The following is a 14,636-nucleotide window of genomic DNA, read 5'->3' on the forward strand; positions in this document are numbered from 1 at the left end:
CGCATGGGTACCGGCATCATCGTCTCGATCATCGTGATCGCCGGTCTTGCCTACCTGATTCCGTGGTTCGCCGCTCGTCGCACCGAGGGCGCCCAGGAGGAGGAACCCGAGGCCTTCGCCGAGTCGATGACGCTGATTCGTCGCGCCGGGGTGCTGGTCGACGAGCATGCCGACGAGTGTGAGGTCTCCACTCCCATGACCCGGCGAGCCGCCCTGTACGAGGTCAATCAGTCACACCGGGCCGCCGCCATCCGTCGTCGACGGGTCACCCTGACGCTGGTGGCGCTGACGGTCGTCACCGCTGTGCTTCCGCTGGTGCTGCCCGCTCTCCCGGTGGCCCTGCCGCGGGTGCCCTGGTGGGCCTGCGCCATCCCCGGGGGTGTGCTGGTCGCGTTCCTCGCCGTGGCGCGGTGGTCGGTGGTGTCGTTGCAGCGCACCCTCGACCAGCGGGTCGATCTGATCCGCTCCGGCTGGGAGGACGACACCATCAGCTTCCAGGTGCCGGCGGAGCTGCGGGAGACGTCGTCCGACCGTGACGAGGTCAGCGTCGAACTGAGCGGGCCGATCGCCCTGACCGGTTCGCTGTGGGACCCGATTCCGGTGACGACGCCCACCTATGTCTCGAAGCCGCTGGTGCCGCGCACCGTGCGCACGATCGACCTGTCGGCTCCGGGTCTCGTGGCACCCCGCATCCCGGTCACGAACGACACCCAGGCGATCGAGTCCCCCATCAACGAGGCAACCGTCAACGAGACAACCCTCAACGAGACAATGGCCGACGAGACAACGATCGAGTCGGACGAAGGCCGCCCCCGCGCCGTCGGTGAGTGAGGGTACCAGCTGGCTCCATGGGTGATCTGCCCGCCGTGTCGACATGGTCGTGGTGCCGGGCAGACCACCCAGAGCTGCATCCCCCTGGCCTCGTGGGCCACTGCCGAGATTAGCTGGCAGAAAACGCCGTTTCAGTGCCACATCGGTGCCGAAGATTCACGCGTGAAATTCTTCTGGGTGTGGACGAACTCCGGCCCGGCGACCGCAACGTTTTACGAAGTCAGCACGCGTTCCCGGGCGCTGCGCAGCAGTCGGTACCAGGTCCGGCGACTGACGTGAAGGGTCTCTCGGCACTGTTGCTCGGAGTGCCTGCGGCCGAGGTGCACCAACTCGATCGCGCGGCGCATGCGCAGGTCGTTCTCGCTGGAGGAGAAGACCTCGCCGAGCACCGCCGTCAGGGCCTCGATGCGTGCGGGGTCGGTGTCGGTCAGGAGCAGGCTCGAGCGGTCGCGTTCGGGTCGGAAGCCTCGCTCGGCGAGCACCATCGCCTCGACGGTGCCGATGGCTCCCAAGGGGCGGAAGTCGCTGACCGCGACCGGCAGCGGAAGGCCCGGCGGCGTGGGGTGCATCAGCGGGGTGGGCACGACGGGGGCACGGTTCGGAGTGGGGAAGTGGAACAGCATGGTCTGCAGGTCGCCCACCCCGCGCTGCAGCATGAAGGCGCCCGATCCCAGCCGCGTCGCCGTCAGGGCCGTGTGCTCGTCCACGTCGGCGAAGAGGACGACGCCAGCGAACGTTCGGGCCGGGTCGACCCCGACCGCGGCGGCCGCCGCGAGCAGGCCGTCGGACAACCGGTCACCCGGGGTGAGGTCTGAGACGCGCACGTAGCAACCCAACTGCACCGGCGCGCCCGTGACCCGGCGCACCACGCGCACCTGGCTCGGCCAGCGCTCGAACCAGGCCAGTACCTGCGGCCACTCGGTGGACCGAGCGAAACCTTCGGCTCGTCCGAACTCCTCGAGTTCGCCGGGAGTGGGAGTGTCGGCGTGGAAGGTGTCGCCGGGGTGCTGGCCGATGGTGGCGCGCACCTGCCGGTTCTCGATCAACTCGGTGAGCCGCAGGAGTGCTCCCAGGTCGCCCAATCGCGCGCGGTTCGCCAGGTGCACGGCGATCCTGCGCACCAGCGCGTTCTCGCGCTCGGGTTCGGTGGCGCGCAGGCGGGCACGGATCGCCGCGGCCAACACCGCATGCACCGCGACGGCATCGCCCACCCGCTCGACCACGGGGAGGGCGGCCAGGCGAGCCAGACCGTCGCGGGTGCCGCGACCGGGCAGCGCGGCGGCCAACAGCCGGGCGTCCACGACGCGTGCCAGGGCCGCCACCTCGAGCAGGTCGGGGGGCGCGTCAAGCAGGGGTTCGCCCGTCAGCCACGTGGTCAGGCGCCGTTCGAGGCCGGCGGGGTCGTGGAGCGGGGGTCGTCCGGTGACGTCATTCGCGGCCACCGTGAGGGCCAACGGTGAGCCCTGGGCCCACTCGACGAGCGTGTCGAGGCGGGACTCGTCGACCTGCCGGTCGCGCAGCAGCTGTCGAGCCTCGTCGTCGTTGAGGACAGGGAGCGGGAGGTCGATCGTGATGGCGTCGAGCCCGTGCTGACGCCACGAGGGCCCCGGCGCACGGCGACCGGCGACGATCAGCCGGGAGGAGTCGTCGAGTCGATCGAGCAGGCGGTCACGCAGGCGGTCGAGCAGGGTGTTGAGCTGGGGGCGCTTCCGGTCCGGGTTGTCCAGGGAGTCGGCGTCATCGATCACGAAGCACACCAGTTCGCCGTTGCGCCTCGACGGTGCTGCGGCGATCAGATCGTCGGCGGCCCGTTCCGGGTCGGAGGCGAGGTCGCGCGCCGAGACGTGCACGACGCTGTGGCCGGCTCCATCGCGCAGGTGTCGGACCAGTTCACGCAGCAGGGTCGACTTGCCGATGCCACCCGGACCGTGCACGTAGAGCAGGCGCGTGGGGGTGGTGGGTTCGAGCAGCTCATTGACGGCAGCCAACTCGGCCGAGCGACCGACAAAACGGGCGGCATCGGCTGCATCGGCAGCCTGCCGAAGCGTGCGGGGGGACACGTGGGAAGACTACTCCCGCGCGCCTGCGTCACCTAGGGTTCGACCATGAGGCCCACACCCCCTGCCCTGCCCGAACCGCCTGGTGACTCCGACGAGCGCAGCCTGCTCGAGGGCTTCCTCGACATGTACCGCGCCGTCGTGGTGCGCAAGGTAGAGGGGTTGTCGGACGACCTGGCCGGTCGGGCCGTGGTCGAGTCGGGGACGAGCGTGGCCGGGCTCGTCCGCCATCTTCGGTGGGTCGAGCACGCCTGGTTCGTGGAGGCGCTGGCCGGCGAGCCGCGCCCGGCCTGGCGTGCGGACGACCCGCAGTGGCAGTTCCGGGTGGGCGACGAGGGGCTCGCGGTGCTGGTGGACGAGTACCTCGCGGCGGTCGACGAATCGCGGACGATCACGGCCGGGCTCGAGCTCGACGCCGTCGGCCACAACCCGCATCTGGGCGACGTCTCGCTGCGGTGGATCTACGGCCACATGGTGCAGGAGACGGCCCGGCACGCGGGGCACCTGGACATCCTGGTGGAGCAACTGACCGGTGGCGTGGGGTTCAACGCCTGAGAGTTGGTGCGCTGGTGTGGTCGCGTTGGCTCAGGAACCGGGCGCCGCGACCAGCACCGACCGCAACTCGCCGATCGGTAGGGGCATGGATGATGTGGTGGTGACTGACTTCGTCGACTGCCCCGACGGGGTGCAGGCCGACATCAGGCCCGCCACCAGCGCGGCGCAGGCGATCGTCCGAACTCTCACTCGGACCCCTCGGGATCGGAGGCGACCGCTGCCGCCACGAGCCTCGAAACTCTCACGGCGAGGGGTCGGTGCGCGAGGGGGTCGGGCCAACCTGTGGACAAATCATCGGGACTCGCCCACCTGTCCACAAACTGCTTGCTATTGACAAGCTGGCTTGTTTTTCGCAAGCTAGGAACAGATGATCCCTGCGTGGCCGATCGGCTCTGCAGGACCCACCACCACCAGGAGCACGGCAATGACGCACATCTTCGTGAACATCCCCACCAACGACCTCGAGCGGGCCAAGTCCTTCTACACCTCGCTCGGAGCGACCATCAATCCGACCTTCACCGACGAGAACGGCGCCTGCATCGTGTGGGACGAGAACGTCTTCTTCATGGTGCTGACCCGCGAGTTCTTCGCTACCTTCACCGACAAGGAGGTGTGCGACCCGAAGACGCACTCCATGGCCCTGCTGTCGCTCAGCCGTGAGTCGCGGGCCGCCGTCGACCAGGCGGTGGAAGCCGGCATCGCGGCCGGAGGAACCGAACTCAACGAGGCCAAGGACTACGGCTTCATGTACTCGCGGGCCATCGAGGACCCCGATGGCAACGGCATCGACTTCCTGTTCATGGAGCCCGCGGCGGTCGAGCAGGGCCCCGAGGCCTACCTGGCCGAGCAGGGGGCGACCGTCTGACATGGCAGCCCGCAGCTACGGGCAGTACTGCGGCGTGACGACGGCCGTCGAGCTGATCGGCGAGCGGTGGGCCCTGCTCATCGTCCGCGACCTGCTCGTCGGCCCTCGTCGTTACACCGATCTGAAGCAGGGGCTGCCCAAGATCCCCACCAACATCCTGTCGACCAGGCTCAAGGAGCTGCAGGACTCCGGCGTGGTCAGGCGGGTGCCGCTGCCCCGGTGCGGACTGGTCTACGAGCTCACCGACTACGGGCGTGAGCTCGAGCCCGTCGTGCTCGCTCTGGGGCGGTGGGGGTTCCGGTCGATGGGTGACCCAGGGGACGACGACGTGGTCACGCCCGACTCCCTGACGATGGCGCTGCGGACGGCCTTCCAGTCAGCGGTCGCCGCCGAACGTCCGCGGGCTGACTACGAGCTTCACGTCGGCGAGGTGGTGCTGCGCGCGATCGTGCGGGGCGACCGATTGTCCGTCGTGCAGGTTGACAGCGGACGACCGGTTGACCCGGCCCGGTCGTCCTCGGTCTCCGGTGAGGCCGATGTGGTGATCGCGGCCGGTCCGGGGATCCGCCGTGTGATCTCGGGCGAGCTGACCGCGGACGATGCCCTCGCGCAGGGTGTGTGGGAGGTGGTGTCGGGGGAGTCGGCGCTGCTGGAGCAGTTCGCCGAGACCTTCCACATCGGCATCGACCGTGCAGATTCCGTTGAATAGCGGCGATTGTTGCCTTCAGCCGGCCACTTCGGGGGCCACGCGAGGGAATCTGCACAGATCGCCGCTCCTTCGACCTGACGCGACGTGGTCAAATCGCAGCAGCTGAGGGCGATCGATCCACACCACGGATCGCCCGGGCTCAGCTGCTGCAGTTTGACCAATGGGAGCCGTGACCGGGGTGGTGACGCCAGGCCTCACCGGCCCAGCTCCACCCCGGTGAACTCCGCCAGCGACGCCAGCAACCCGTTCTGGAACTGCACGTCACCCACAGACCGGTGCGGGCGCGCCACCCGTCGGTGGTGCCAGAACTGCCCCGATTCCAGAGCGGCGGGGTCGTCCGAGGTGGCCAACCAGACCTGCGTGACATGGCCCTCCACGAGGTCGTCCGGGGCGCTCGGGCCGCCCATGCGCGTCGGCACCCAACCCGGGTCCACCGCCGACGACACCACCTGTGGCCACCGTCGGGCCACCGCTGCGGCCAGCGTTGTCACGAACAGCTTGCTGTCGGAGTAGGTCGAGCCCTGTGGCTGCGCCCAGTCGATGCCGTCGAGCCGTGCCCGTCCGCCGGCGTGCATGTCGCTGCTGAGGTACACCAGTCGCGAGGGACGATCCATGAGCGCTGTCAGCAGGTACGGGGCCACCACGTTGACAGCGAGCACCGTGCGGCCGTCGCCCACGCCAGCGTTGTGGATCACGGCATCGCACCTCCCGAGGGTGTTCACCTGATCGGCCACCGACGTCACCTCGTGACGGTGGGCCAGATCGCCCACCGCCACGGCGGCGCCCCGGCCCACCAGATCGGCGACCGCGGGCCTTCGCCCGGGCGTTCGCACGTGCACCACCACCTGGTGTCCCTGGTCGAGCAGGGCTGCCGCAGCCCCGTGCCCCAGTCCCTCCGCCGATCCCGTCACCAGCACTCGCGCCATCGTCCGCCCTTTCGTCGCCTCATCGTGGTCACGGTCGGGGAGGGCTGCGCCAATTGGGGCAGCCACGAGGGGGGTGCTGGACAATTCCAGCCCCGAACCGCTGCGAGCATGCCCCGCTTGGTGGAACCGTCCCGAACGGCCGCCTCCCGCCACCGGCCGGCGCACCTGCGGCGCCGCCACCCCAGCCCCCCGAACCCCAGCACCGCCCCGAATCCTGCCGCCACCCAGCCCCACCCGCGCGCGAGTTTGACACCGATTACACGAGCTGTCACGGGCATCTCTGAGCGTGAAAATCCTCACCAAATCCATTGACCGTGAAATCGTTCTCACGTAGCGTCAGGTGCTGGCGACAGCACAACACCACCTCGCCGCACCCACCCACCGAACCCGCGCAGCTCTCTCACAAGGAAGTGGACATGAAGCGTCGACTCTTTCTCTCATCCCTGGCAGCCGCGGCGGCGACCACCGCCGTCACCGCCGCCGGCTGCGGTTCCTCGTCCACCGGAAGCTCCGGAGGAACCGTCAACCTCACCTTCCGTCAGTTCGACCCGCCCACCGAGATCGCCGGCCTTCAGAAGGCCGTCGACGCGTGGAACACCGCCAACCCGAAGATCCAGATCAAGATGGAGACCCTCAGCGGGGCCGACACGGCCCAGCAGTTCGCCCGCGAGGCCAACAGCGGGTCGGGCCCCGACATCGTCCAGCTCGGTTACGTGTCGGTGAAAGACCTTGCCAAGCCGAAGATCCTCAAGCCGATCGGCGACCTGATCGACAAGTCAGCGCTCGACACCCCGCTCGACAAGTTCCTGGCCCTCGACATGAACGTCTTCGACGACCAGACCTGGGCGTTGCCGTGGACCGTGGACACCTTCGCCATGACCTACAACCCCGATGCGATGGGCGGCGCCAAGGCGCCCACCACTTGGGAGGAACTGCAGCAGACCGCCGCCACCATCGGCGGTCAGGGCAAGACCGGCTTCGCCTTCGCGGGCGCCAGCAGCCCTGTCGCCGGCCAGTGGTTCGCCCTCAACTACTACATGTGGTCGAAGGGCTTCAGCCTGATCGAGCAGGATGGCGACGCCTGGGCGCCCGGGGCCACCGCCGACCAGTTCAAGAGCGCCATGGACTACTTCAACTCGTTCTTCACCAGTGGCGCCACGCCGAAGTCGATGATGGCCGTCGAGTCGGCCAATGATCCGCAGATCATCTCCAGCATCGGCAAGGGCGACACCGCCATGACGATGATGGCCCCGCAGACCCTCCGCAACGCCCGACAGACCTCCGACAAGGTGGTTTCGGCGGTCATGCCCGATGGGCTGACCGATGGTGCCACCCACCTGGGCGGACGATCCCTGGGCATCAATGCCTCCAGCAAGCACCCGGAGGAGGCCTGGGAGTTCATCAAGTTCCTGTCGTCGGCGAAGGCGTTCGAGACGATCCCGCAGTTCCCGGCGGCCACCACCGTGCTGAGCGACATGAAGGTCAATGCCGGTGAAGAGGGCTACCAGCAGCAGCTGCCGCACTCGCGCTCCTTCGCCCGCTACATCAAGGGTCCGGTGCCGGTGGCCACCCTGCAGAAGCTCTCCTGCGCGGCCTTCGGCTCGGTCTACTCGGGCCAGCAGACCAGCGACAAGGCCGCCCAGGCCCTCGTGAACGACATCGCCCAGGCCATCAAGGGCTGAGCTGGATGACTCAGGTCACCGCGTCCCCACCCCTCGTCCGATCGGATCGGCGCCCGGCGGCCCGGCGTCGGCGTCAACCCCTGGCGCCTTACGCCCTGCTCGCCCCGACGCTGACCCTGTTGGCTGTGCTGTTCGTGCTGCCCGGCCTCTACAACCTGTGGCTGAGCCTGCACAAGGTGACGCCCTACGACGCCCTTGGCGACGGCACCTTCGTGGGACTCGACAACTTCCGCGCCGTGCTGGGTTCACCCCAGACGTGGGTGAACGGACGAAACACCGTCGTCTGGCTCACCCTCACCACGGTGGTGCTCCGCATCGTGTTCGGCCTGGCCCTGGCGATGCTGCTGCAGGCCTCGGTACTGCGGCGGCTGCGCGTGCTCGGGCTGGCGCGCACCATCGTGCTGTTGCCGTGGATGATTCCGCCGACGGTGGCGGTGGCCGCGTGGAAATGGCTGCTCGACGGTCGATCAGGCCTGATCAACAAGCTGCTGGTCAATGCCGGCCTGATCGACCAGGGCATCCCGTTCCTGGCGCAGACCTCGACGGTGTGGCCCAGCATCGTGTCGATCCTGGTGTGGCGTGAACTGCCGTTCGTGGTGATCGCGTTCATGGCGGGTCTGCAGGCCATCAACACCGATCAGTACGAGGCCGCCGCCATCGACGGCGCCTCAGGTTGGCGCACCTTCTGGTACGTGACCCTGCCCAATCTGCGCCCGGTGATCGTGATCATCTCACTGATGATCACCATCGGTTCGTTCAACAACTTCGTGTACGTCTGGTTGACCACCGGCGGAGGCCCTGGCAGCTACACCCAGGTGCTGGCCACGCAGTTGTTCACCACGGCCTTCATCGACAACCAGTTGGGTGCCGGCGCCGCCGTCGGCCTGCTGATGAGCGCGGTGATGGTGCTGTTCGCCGGCGTCTATCTGTACGTCACTTTCAGGGGGAACGATGACTGAGGCCACGCTCACCCGACCCGTCGCCGACCAGGCGCTGCGTCGCCGCCGGACCAGCGTCGGTGACGTGGTGATCCTCGTCGTCACCGCAATCATCTGTGTGCTGATCGCCTTCCCCTTCCTGTGGATGGTGCTGACGTCGTTCTTCCCGTCGGCCGAACTGTTCGACCCCGATCGACTGCTGCCCGACCCGGGCACGGCCACGCTGGCCAATTACGTCGAGCTCTTCTCGGCCTCGAACTTCCTGGCCTACATTCGCAACTCGCTGGTGGTCTCGCTGGTCGCCATGGTGATCGCCGTGGTGCTCTCGAGCATGTCGGGCTACGCGTTGTCGCGCTATCGCTTCCGCGGCCGCGGTTTCGTGATGGTGAGCATCATCGCCGTGCACCTGTTCCCGTTCGTGATCCTGATCACGCCGTTGTACTCGTTCTTCAGCGAGGTGCACCTGCTCAACACCCTCGCGGGCCTGGTCATCGCCTACGTGGCCATCACCCTGCCGTTCGCGACGTACCTGATGATGGGCTTCTTCGAGACGATCCCGAAGAGTTTGGACGAGGCCGCCCGCGTCGACGGGTGCGGCACTCTCGCCACCCTGTTCCGGGTCGTGCTCCCGGTCGCCTGGCCGGGGATCGCCACCGTCGCGATCAACACGTTCATCATGGCCTGGGAGGAGTATCTGTTCGCCCGCGTGCTGGTCACCGACGACAACCTCAAGACCGTGCAGGTGGGGCTGGCCAACTTCTTCGGCGAGTTCACCACCCGCTGGGACCTCGTGATGGCAGCCTCGGTTCTGGCTTCGGTGCCCACCATCGTGTTGTTCGCCATCGCTCAGAAGCGGTTGGTCGGTGGGCTGGCCGTGGGCGGTGTGAAGGAGTGACGATGGCCCCAGCGACCCTGCGTGACGTGGCAGCCCTGGCGGGCGTGAGCACCGCCACGGTCTCGCGCGTGTTGAACGGATCCGACCGCGTCGACCCCGGCCGGCGTCGTGCCGTCGAGGCCGCCGCGAAGCAACTCAACTACGTCACCAACGTCTCGGCGCGGGCGTTGCGGTCGCGCCAGAGCATGACCTGGGCCCTGCTCGTCGACGACCTGCAGTCGGCCTTCTTCTCGGGTCTGGCCGACTCGCTCACCCAGCGTGCCCTCGAGCACGGCCGCACCCTGCTGATCGCCACCACGCAGAAGGACGTGCAGCGGGAGCGTCAGGTGGTGGCCGCCATGGCAGCCCGGCAGGTCGACGGTCTGTTCGTGGTGTCCGCCTCGGGGGACGCCACCACGGCGCGGCGGGTGGGTTCGTCCGATCTGCCCACCGTCTTCGTCGAGCGGTACCCGACGGCGATGGACGGTGACGTGGTCACCTTCGACTACTACGGCGCCGGTCGGCAGCAGATCGACCGGCTGTGGCAGGCCGGGCACCGGCGGATCGCGTTCATCGGCGGCAACGTGCTCGAGGACCCCGGTTCGCGGCGCATCGCCGCCTACCGCGACGGCCTGCGCGACCACGGCGTCGAACCGGACGAGGCCCTGATCGCCGTCGACACGTTCTGGCACACCTCAGGCCCGGCCCTGGCCCGCATGCTCGCCCTGCCCGACCCGCCCACCGCCCTGGTGGTCACCGTGATCCCCATGCTGGTGGGGGTGCTGCGGCACCTGGTCTCGGTCGGGATCAGCCTCGACGTGTGTTGTTACGAAGACATCGACGTGCCCGAACTGGTGCCCGTGCCGCTCACCGTGATTCACGGCGACCTCCACGAACTCGCCCGGCGGGCCGCCGACACCATGGTGCGCCGCCTGAGCCACCCCGACGAGCCGTTCACCACGACCGTGCTCGACACCGTCGTCTCGGAACACCGGCCCACCACCAGCCTGCCCCAGCCCGCCGACCACCCCCAGCCCGCCAACCACTGAGAGCCCGATGACCCCCTCGTCCTCCGCCGCCGACCGCCCCCACATCATCGTCATCTACACCGATGACCTCGGGTTCGGTGACGTCGGCTTCAACGGCGCCACCGACGTGGCCACCCCCCACCTTGACGCGCTGGCCGCCTCCGGCGCGGTGATGGCCCGCTGGTACTCCAACTCGCCGGTCTGCTCGCCCTCGCGGGCGGCGCTGCTCACCGGTCGTCACCCCATCCACGCCGGGGTGGGCGCGATCCTGGGTTCCGACCGGGGGTCGGTGCACGGGCTGCTGCCCCAGCCGACGCTGGCCTCCCGGTTGGCCGAGGCGGGTTACCGGACGTCGCTGGTCGGCAAGTGGCACCTGGGCACCACCGAGGAGTCGCACCCGCTGCGCTCGGGGTTCCAGCGCTTCTTCGGCTTCCTGGCCGGCTGCGTCGACTACTACTCCCACATCATGTACTGGGGGCGCACGCTGCCGGTGCACGACCTGTGGGAGCAGTCCGACGAGGTCTGGCGCAACGGTCGCTACCTCACGCACATGATCACCGAGACCGCCTGCCAGGTGATCGAGGAACGCGGTGACGATCCGTTCTTCCTGATGGTCAGCTACAACGCCCCGCACTACCCGCTGCACGCACCCCAGGAATACGTCGACCGCTTCGGGCACCTGCCCGATGACCGGCGCATGATCGCCGCCATGATCGCCGCCGTCGACGACGGGGTCGGCGAGTTGGTGGCCACCCTCGAGCGCGAGGGCCTGCGCGACAATACCGTGATCATGTTCTCCTCCGACAACGGACCCTCGGCCGAGGCGCGCAACTGGCTCAACGGCGACGAGCTCGCCTTCGCCGGCGGTTCGACCGGGGGACTGCGTGGCCACAAGGGGTCGCTGTACGAGGGCGGCATTCGGGTGCCGGGGCTGTGGTCGTGGCCCGCCCGCATCCCCGCCGGGCAGACGCTGCACGCCAGCTGTCAGATGAGTGACGTCACCCCGACCTTGCTGTCGGCGGCGGGAGTCGACACCGCGGACGAGCTCGACGGGCGCTCGCTGCTGCCGCTGCTGACGGCTGAGTCCGACACCCCCGAGCCGAGGCTGTTGTTCTGGGAGTACGAGGGCCAGCGGGCGGTCTCCGACGGAGACTGGAAGCTGGTCACCGCACCCCGTGACCGGCTGGGATCCGACGAGGACACCGAGCCCGATGCCCTCTTCTGTCTGGCCGACGATCCGGCCGAGACCCGCAACCTGATCGCCTCCGAGCCCACCCAACGGCAGCGGCTGGCCCCGGCGCTGACAACGTTCGATGCCCGGGTGACCGGGTGGCGCGAACGGGCCGTCCGCCCTGAACCGACCAGCCGTTCGGAGGGCTGACATGCGCGCCGTCGTGCTGATGTTCGACAGCCTCAACCGGCTGATGTTGCCGCCCTACGGCTGCACCTGGACGCACGCGCCGAACTTCGCACGACTCGCCGAGCGCACGGTCACCTTCGACACCTGTTACGCCGGATCGATGCCCTGCATGCCCGCTCGGCGCGAGCTGCACACCGGGCGACACAACTTCCTGCACCGCTCCTGGGGACCGCTCGAGCCCTTCGACGACTCGATGCCTCAGCTGTTGGACGAGGCCGGCGTGCACACCCATCTGGTGACCGACCACTACCACTACTGGGAGGACGGCGGCGCGACCTATCACAACCGGTTCACGACCTACGAACTCTTCCGGGGGCAGGAGGGGGACGCGTGGAAGGGCAGGGTCGGCGGTGTCCAGGAGCCCCCGACACTGCGCCGACGCAAGAACCGGTTGTACCGGCAAGACCTGGTGAATCGGCAGTACCTGCAGGGTCACGAGAACCATCCGCAGACCCGAACGGTGAACGCTGGCCTCGACTTCGTCACCGAGAACCTCGACCGTGACCGCTGGCTGTTGTGGCTGGAGTGTTTCGACCCCCACGAGCCGTTCTTCTCGACGCCCGAGGCCCACGAGCTGGTGCCGTCGGACTACCGCGGGCCCACCTTCGACTGGCCCGACTACAAGCGGGTCGAGGAAACTCCCGAGCAGGTGGAGCACCTGCGGCGCGAATACGCGGCCCTGCTGGCCATGTGCGATGCCTCGCTGGGGCGGGTGCTCGATGCCTTCGACGAGCACGGGCTGTGGGACGACACCCTGCTGATCGTGTGCACCGATCACGGGTTCCTGCTCGGGGAACACGACTGGTACGGCAAGAACGTGCAGCCCTGGTACGAGGAGAACATCCACACCCCGTTGTTCATCTGGGACCCACGCGCCGGCATCGCGGGGGAGCGGCGCGCCGAGCTCGTGCAGACGATCGACCTGCCCCCGACGCTGCTGGAGTGGTTCGGGGTCGCGGTTCCGCCCGACATGCAGGGGCGTGATCTGGCTCCGGTGGTCGCGAGGAGTGAGCCCGTGCGCGAGGCGGGCATCTTCGGCATCTTCGGTGGCCACGTGAACGTCACCGACGGACGCTACGTCTACATGCGTTCGTGCGCGGACGAGAACCGGCCTCTGCTCGAACACACGCTGATGCCGACTCACATGACGTCGCGGTTCTCGGTGGACGAACTGGCCGCCGCCGAACTGGTCGAGGGGTTTGACTTCACCAAGGGGCTGAAGGTGCTGCGCATGCCTGGCTCGACCATGGGATCACCCACCGACTTCGGCACCCTGCTGTGGGACCTCGAGAACGACCCGGGGCAGCTGTCGCCCGTTGTGGACAATGGCGTCGAGCTGCGCATGGCCACGTTGCTGCGCGACCTGATGGTGGTCAACGACGCGCCGGAGTCGCAGTTCGAGCGGCTCGGGTTGCCGCGGGTGGGGGAGATCACGGCCGAACACTGCCTGGCGCGATCGTCCGACTCAGCTTCGGTGGGGTGACGTGGCTTCGCTTCAGGACGGGTGCCACGGTGAACAACTGAAGCCACGTCTCGAGTCGTGACGCGCCGGGGGCGACCCTCAGGCCGAGGCGAACCAGCCCTCGGCCCCCAACGGGGAGTTCATGCGGGGCACGTACTGGTCGAAGTAGACCCGCGAGACCAACTCCCGGCGGCTGCGCACCCCGGCCTTCTCGAAGATCGCCTTCAGATGGTCCTGCACCGTATAGGTCGACACGAACAGGGCCGCCGCGATCTCCTTGGTGTCCAGCCCCTGCAGCACCCGCTCGACGACGGGACGCTCGCGTTCGGTCAGGTTGAACGCCGACACGACGAGCGGGACGATCTCGGGTGGTCGGGCCTCGTCGATGGTGACGGCCACCTGCCCGCGCTCGCCGTCGCGACCCTGCATCGAGGTGGCGTAGAGACTGAACCAGGCGTCGCTGCCGCCGCGCACCCGGCACCGCGGGGGGCGTGTGCTCTCGCCCGATGAGTAGCGGCGGGCCGCGGCGATCAGGCCGGCGATGATGCCGGTGGGTACGACCCCGCCGTCGGGGGCGGTGAGCTCGGCCAACCGCTCCTCGGCCGTGTCGCTGAGCATCAGGATCTGGTCGCTGGAGTCGACCAGGATGACCGCGGGGCCGGCGTGGTGCAGGGCCTCGCGGGCGGCGAGGGTGAGGATGCCTGACCTGACCCCACGAGCCAGCACCGGCGAGAGCTCCTCGAGCAGGGCGACGTCGGCGAGGCTGAAGTGGGGCTGACCGCGATCGCGATGCAGGGCCAGGCATCCCCAGACCCCACCGCGGTCGCGCATCGTCACCCGCAACTCGTCGCCGAAGCCGTAGACGGGGGCCATGAACTCATTGGCCCGCCGCGACTCGGGCGACTGCAGCCTGACCGCCATCGACGGTGTCGCGGCCGCGGCCAGCACGTCGAACGACGAGGGCTCCGGCTCACTGAACTCGATCAGCCCCCGCTCGTGGTCGTGGTCGTCCCAGCCCTCGAGCCTGCCCAGCTTGAAGGTGCTGGTGAGCATCAACGTGCTCGGGTCGAGCGAGCCATGCAACTCGCCGAGTGCGGGATCGCCCGCATGATCGCATGCGCGGTCTCGGTCAGGAAGGTCTCGAGATCGAGCCCGGCACGCGCGAGTACGTCGACGTCGCGAGCCACGCGCGTCGCGGTGAGTGTTGCCCCATGGTTCCAGTGTCACCCGGCGCCGGTTGGAGCACCATCCCCGATTTCTGGGGGGCGGGGGGCCCCTCAGAGCGTGGG

15 protein-coding genes are annotated in these 14,636 nt (G+C 68.6%); 10 read left to right on the forward strand and 5 right to left on the reverse strand.

Annotated features, from left to right (window positions below; genetic code table 11):
- Positions 1-3 precede the first annotated feature (3 nt).
- Entirely contained in the window at positions 4-831 is an 828-nt protein-coding gene (locus ACSDQ9_RS09670) for a hypothetical protein (protein ID WP_435146468.1), read from the forward strand.
- Between the two features lie 212 nt (positions 832-1,043).
- Here ACSDQ9_RS09670 and ACSDQ9_RS09675 read toward each other — a convergent pair whose 3' ends face one another.
- Positions 1,044-2,891, reverse strand: a complete 1,848-nt coding sequence (locus ACSDQ9_RS09675; RefSeq protein WP_435146470.1) for an ATP-binding protein — start codon at positions 2,889-2,891, stop codon at positions 1,044-1,046.
- Between the two features lie 45 nt (positions 2,892-2,936).
- Here ACSDQ9_RS09675 and ACSDQ9_RS09680 point away from each other — a divergent pair, with 45 nt between their 5' ends.
- The gene (locus tag ACSDQ9_RS09680) at positions 2,937-3,443 is read left to right on the forward strand and encodes a DinB family protein (protein WP_435146472.1); all 507 of its coding nucleotides are present in this window, start codon (positions 2,937-2,939) and stop codon (positions 3,441-3,443) included.
- Positions 3,444-3,473: 30 nt separating this feature from the next.
- Here ACSDQ9_RS09680 and ACSDQ9_RS09685 read toward each other — a convergent pair whose 3' ends face one another.
- A complete protein-coding gene (locus ACSDQ9_RS09685) occupies positions 3,474-3,632 on the reverse strand; it encodes a hypothetical protein (protein WP_435146473.1) in 159 nt (52 codons plus the stop codon).
- Positions 3,633-3,867: 235 nt separating this feature from the next.
- Here ACSDQ9_RS09685 and ACSDQ9_RS09690 point away from each other — a divergent pair, with 235 nt between their 5' ends.
- Together ACSDQ9_RS09690 and ACSDQ9_RS09695 are read left to right on the forward strand one after the other, a co-directional pair.
- On the forward strand, positions 3,868-4,308 hold the full coding sequence (locus ACSDQ9_RS09690; protein ID WP_435146475.1) for a VOC family protein: 441 nt from the start codon (positions 3,868-3,870) through the stop codon (positions 4,306-4,308).
- 1 nt (position 4,309) lies between these two features.
- A complete protein-coding gene (locus ACSDQ9_RS09695; RefSeq protein WP_435146477.1) occupies positions 4,310-5,017 on the forward strand; it encodes a winged helix-turn-helix transcriptional regulator in 708 nt (235 codons plus the stop codon).
- Positions 5,018-5,211: 194 nt separating this feature from the next.
- Here ACSDQ9_RS09695 and ACSDQ9_RS09700 read toward each other — a convergent pair whose 3' ends face one another.
- On the reverse strand, positions 5,212-5,943 hold the full coding sequence (locus ACSDQ9_RS09700) for an SDR family NAD(P)-dependent oxidoreductase (protein WP_435146479.1): 732 nt from the start codon (positions 5,941-5,943) through the stop codon (positions 5,212-5,214).
- A gap of 416 nt (positions 5,944-6,359) precedes the next feature.
- Between ACSDQ9_RS09700 and ACSDQ9_RS09705 the strand changes: the two genes are divergently transcribed.
- From ACSDQ9_RS09705 to ACSDQ9_RS09730, 6 genes are read left to right on the forward strand one after another with little or no spacing between them, the layout of a single operon-like run.
- On the forward strand, positions 6,360-7,625 hold the full coding sequence (locus ACSDQ9_RS09705; RefSeq protein WP_435146481.1) for an ABC transporter substrate-binding protein: 1,266 nt from the start codon (positions 6,360-6,362) through the stop codon (positions 7,623-7,625).
- A 5-nt stretch (positions 7,626-7,630) separates the two neighbouring features.
- Positions 7,631-8,584 carry a carbohydrate ABC transporter permease gene (locus ACSDQ9_RS09710; RefSeq protein ID WP_435146483.1) on the forward strand — a complete coding sequence of 318 codons (954 nt, stop codon included), beginning with the start codon at positions 7,631-7,633 and terminating at the stop codon, positions 8,582-8,584.
- A complete protein-coding gene (locus tag ACSDQ9_RS09715) occupies positions 8,577-9,458 on the forward strand; it encodes a carbohydrate ABC transporter permease (RefSeq protein ID WP_435146485.1) in 882 nt (293 codons plus the stop codon). Before ACSDQ9_RS09710 ends, ACSDQ9_RS09715 begins: the two co-directional genes overlap by 8 nt.
- A gap of 2 nt (positions 9,459-9,460) precedes the next feature.
- Positions 9,461-10,486: a LacI family DNA-binding transcriptional regulator gene (locus tag ACSDQ9_RS09720; RefSeq protein ID WP_435146486.1), complete on the forward strand. Its 1,026-nt coding sequence runs from the start codon at positions 9,461-9,463 to the stop codon at positions 10,484-10,486.
- 7 nt (positions 10,487-10,493) lie between these two features.
- Positions 10,494-11,846: a sulfatase family protein gene (locus ACSDQ9_RS09725; RefSeq protein ID WP_435146488.1), complete on the forward strand. Its 1,353-nt coding sequence runs from the start codon at positions 10,494-10,496 to the stop codon at positions 11,844-11,846.
- Between the two features lies 1 nt (position 11,847).
- On the forward strand, positions 11,848-13,368 hold the full coding sequence (locus tag ACSDQ9_RS09730) for a sulfatase (RefSeq protein WP_435146490.1): 1,521 nt from the start codon (positions 11,848-11,850) through the stop codon (positions 13,366-13,368).
- A gap of 78 nt (positions 13,369-13,446) precedes the next feature.
- On the opposite strand, the gene ACSDQ9_RS09735 is transcribed toward ACSDQ9_RS09730, so the two are convergent.
- Both ACSDQ9_RS09735 and ACSDQ9_RS09740 read right to left on the reverse strand, forming a co-directional pair.
- Entirely contained in the window at positions 13,447-14,400 is a 954-nt protein-coding gene (locus ACSDQ9_RS09735) for a LuxR C-terminal-related transcriptional regulator (protein ID WP_435146491.1), read from the reverse strand.
- Entirely contained in the window at positions 14,400-14,534 is a 135-nt protein-coding gene (locus ACSDQ9_RS09740; RefSeq protein ID WP_435146493.1) for a hypothetical protein, read from the reverse strand. Before ACSDQ9_RS09740 ends, ACSDQ9_RS09735 begins: the two co-directional genes overlap by 1 nt.
- Positions 14,535-14,636 lie beyond the last annotated feature (102 nt).

Origin of the sequence: Aestuariimicrobium soli, assembly GCF_051192575.1 — a bacterium.
GTDB lineage: Bacteria > Actinomycetota > Actinomycetes > Propionibacteriales > Propionibacteriaceae > Aestuariimicrobium > Aestuariimicrobium soli.

Bases quoted from the DNA above. Each gene is read 5' to 3' on its own strand.
- ACSDQ9_RS09700 (WP_435146479.1), bottom strand. From the start codon at position 5,943: ATGGCGCGAGTGCTGGTGACGGGATCGGCGGAGGGACTGGGGCACGGG.
- ACSDQ9_RS09730 (WP_435146490.1), top strand. From the start codon at position 11,848: ATGCGCGCCGTCGTGCTGATGTTCGACAGCCTCAACCGGCTGATGTTG.
- ACSDQ9_RS09735 (WP_435146491.1), bottom strand. From the start codon at position 14,400: ATGCTCACCAGCACCTTCAAGCTGGGCAGGCTCGAGGGCTGGGACGAC.
- ACSDQ9_RS09725 (WP_435146488.1), top strand. From the start codon at position 10,494: ATGACCCCCTCGTCCTCCGCCGCCGACCGCCCCCACATCATCGTCATC.
- ACSDQ9_RS09680 (WP_435146472.1), top strand. From the start codon at position 2,937: ATGAGGCCCACACCCCCTGCCCTGCCCGAACCGCCTGGTGACTCCGAC.
- ACSDQ9_RS09670 (WP_435146468.1), top strand. From the start codon at position 4: ATGGGTACCGGCATCATCGTCTCGATCATCGTGATCGCCGGTCTTGCC.
- ACSDQ9_RS09715 (WP_435146485.1), top strand. From the start codon at position 8,577: ATGACTGAGGCCACGCTCACCCGACCCGTCGCCGACCAGGCGCTGCGT.
- ACSDQ9_RS09710 (WP_435146483.1), top strand. From the start codon at position 7,631: ATGACTCAGGTCACCGCGTCCCCACCCCTCGTCCGATCGGATCGGCGC.
- ACSDQ9_RS09690 (WP_435146475.1), top strand. From the start codon at position 3,868: ATGACGCACATCTTCGTGAACATCCCCACCAACGACCTCGAGCGGGCC.
- ACSDQ9_RS09695 (WP_435146477.1), top strand. From the start codon at position 4,310: ATGGCAGCCCGCAGCTACGGGCAGTACTGCGGCGTGACGACGGCCGTC.
- ACSDQ9_RS09720 (WP_435146486.1), top strand. From the start codon at position 9,461: ATGGCCCCAGCGACCCTGCGTGACGTGGCAGCCCTGGCGGGCGTGAGC.
- ACSDQ9_RS09705 (WP_435146481.1), top strand. From the start codon at position 6,360: ATGAAGCGTCGACTCTTTCTCTCATCCCTGGCAGCCGCGGCGGCGACC.